Raw genomic sequence first — 1,603 nt, 5'->3', positions numbered from 1 at the left:
CATGGATGTGAAACTGGATTTTGTATCTTATGACAAAGAGGCCAATAAGTCCCTTTATCAAGTGACGAATTTAGCTAGTTTGGCGAAAACACCTCAGTTTAAACAGTTGGCGAGTGAGTGGAAAGGTCAGGTAGCATGATAGTCAGATTTGCTTTCTTTTTTTTTATGGTTGGTTATGCCGATCTTTTTCGCAATCGTTTCAAGATGAACCGTCGTTTGACTTGGGTATTCACTTTTTCAGCGATTACCTTAGTGCTTTATCTTGCGGCTTTGTTCAATGCTTTGCTGCCAGCGGTTTATGGCATTTGTGGTTTGGGGGCGATTTTGAGTGTTTATCAGCTGGTACGATATGTGACCAAGAAAGATACCTTTAGAGTTCCTGATTTTATTGCGCTTGGTATGCTGCTCTATCTCTTGGCTTTTGGTTCGGTTTTGTTCAAATCACCGTTATTGCATTATGACAATTTTACCTATTGGGCTACGATTGTGAAGTTTTTGTACTCGAATGATAGCTTGCCGACCCAGCAGGATGCGATTATCAGTTATTATACTTATCCTGTTGGTAGTTCGATGTTTATCTATTTTGTTACAAAAATCGTTGGTTTTTCAGAAGGCACCATGTTAGTTGGGCAATTGCTCTTGACCTTGTCGGGCTTGTATGCCTTGTTTGGATCCTTGCGTGATGAGCGTCGTGCCTTGCCGTCAGCCTTGATTTTTGGCAGTTTTGCTTTGTTTAATACGTTCAATATTGCCATTCGTTTGAACAATCTTTTGGTGGATTTTCTCTTGCCAGTGCTAGCTTTGGCGGCTATTTCGGCTTGTTATGCCTATCGTAATCATTTTTGGCGTTTGTCTGTTCATATGGTGGTGGTTCTTGGCACTTTAAGTATTGTCAAGGTTAGCGGACTTTTCTTTGTGGCCATTGCTTTGATTTTGTATGTGAGCTGTGTGGTAAGGCTCTTTCGTCGCAGACGTGTCAGGTGGTGGGCAATTTTTCCAAGCCTCGCGACCATTGGCCTTAATTTTTCACCTTATCTGTTGTGGCAAAGGCACATAGCTCTGCATTTCACCAATGCATCTGAAGCAAAACATGCCGTCTCTTTCTCAGAATTAGGTCACATTATGACTGGGAAAATTGGGGGCGTGGCGCGTGAGATTATAGATGCTTTTACTAGCCAATCTTTGGACCTCAGTCAATTGGCAACGCGTGGTATCATCGCTTTAAATGTTGTGATGTTGGTCGTGGTGTTAGCTTTTGTGCTGTTGAGAAAGCATTCGCGCCGCTTCATAACTGCTTGGTTCTTGGTTGATGTGATGATTGTGGCTTACTATATTGGCATTTTGCTGATGTATCTGACTGCCATGCCGACCGATGAAGCTTTGGAATTAGCTGGATTTGAACGCTACGCCTCTAGTATGGTCATCATGGCTTATGGTTTGCTGGCAATGGTTTTAGCAAGGGAAATTGACCATGCTTTATTTGAAAAGACTTTTAAAAAGCGGGATTCTCGTTCTTTTAAAAACTTAGGCACCAAGCGTTTGTACCAGTACACAAGTTTGGGCTTACTGATTGTATCGACTGCTTTGCTGTTGTCTGAAAAAA

1 protein-coding gene is annotated in these 1,603 nt (G+C 42.0%); it reads left to right on the top strand.

Features of this window, described 5'->3' with window-relative positions; genetic code table 11:
* Positions 1-135 precede the first annotated feature (135 nt).
* Positions 136-1,603, top strand: a 1,468-nt coding sequence (locus B3473_RS06920; RefSeq protein ID WP_293678406.1) for a hypothetical protein, incomplete at its 3' end; no start/stop codon positions are given.

Origin of the sequence: Streptococcus sp. UBA632 (assembly GCF_002300045.1) — a bacterium.
In the GTDB taxonomy this organism is placed as follows: Bacteria; Bacillota; Bacilli; order Lactobacillales; family Streptococcaceae; genus Streptococcus; species Streptococcus alactolyticus.
The sequence above is the reverse complement of the archived record's forward strand: the minus strand, read 5'-3'. Positions and strand labels throughout refer to the sequence as shown.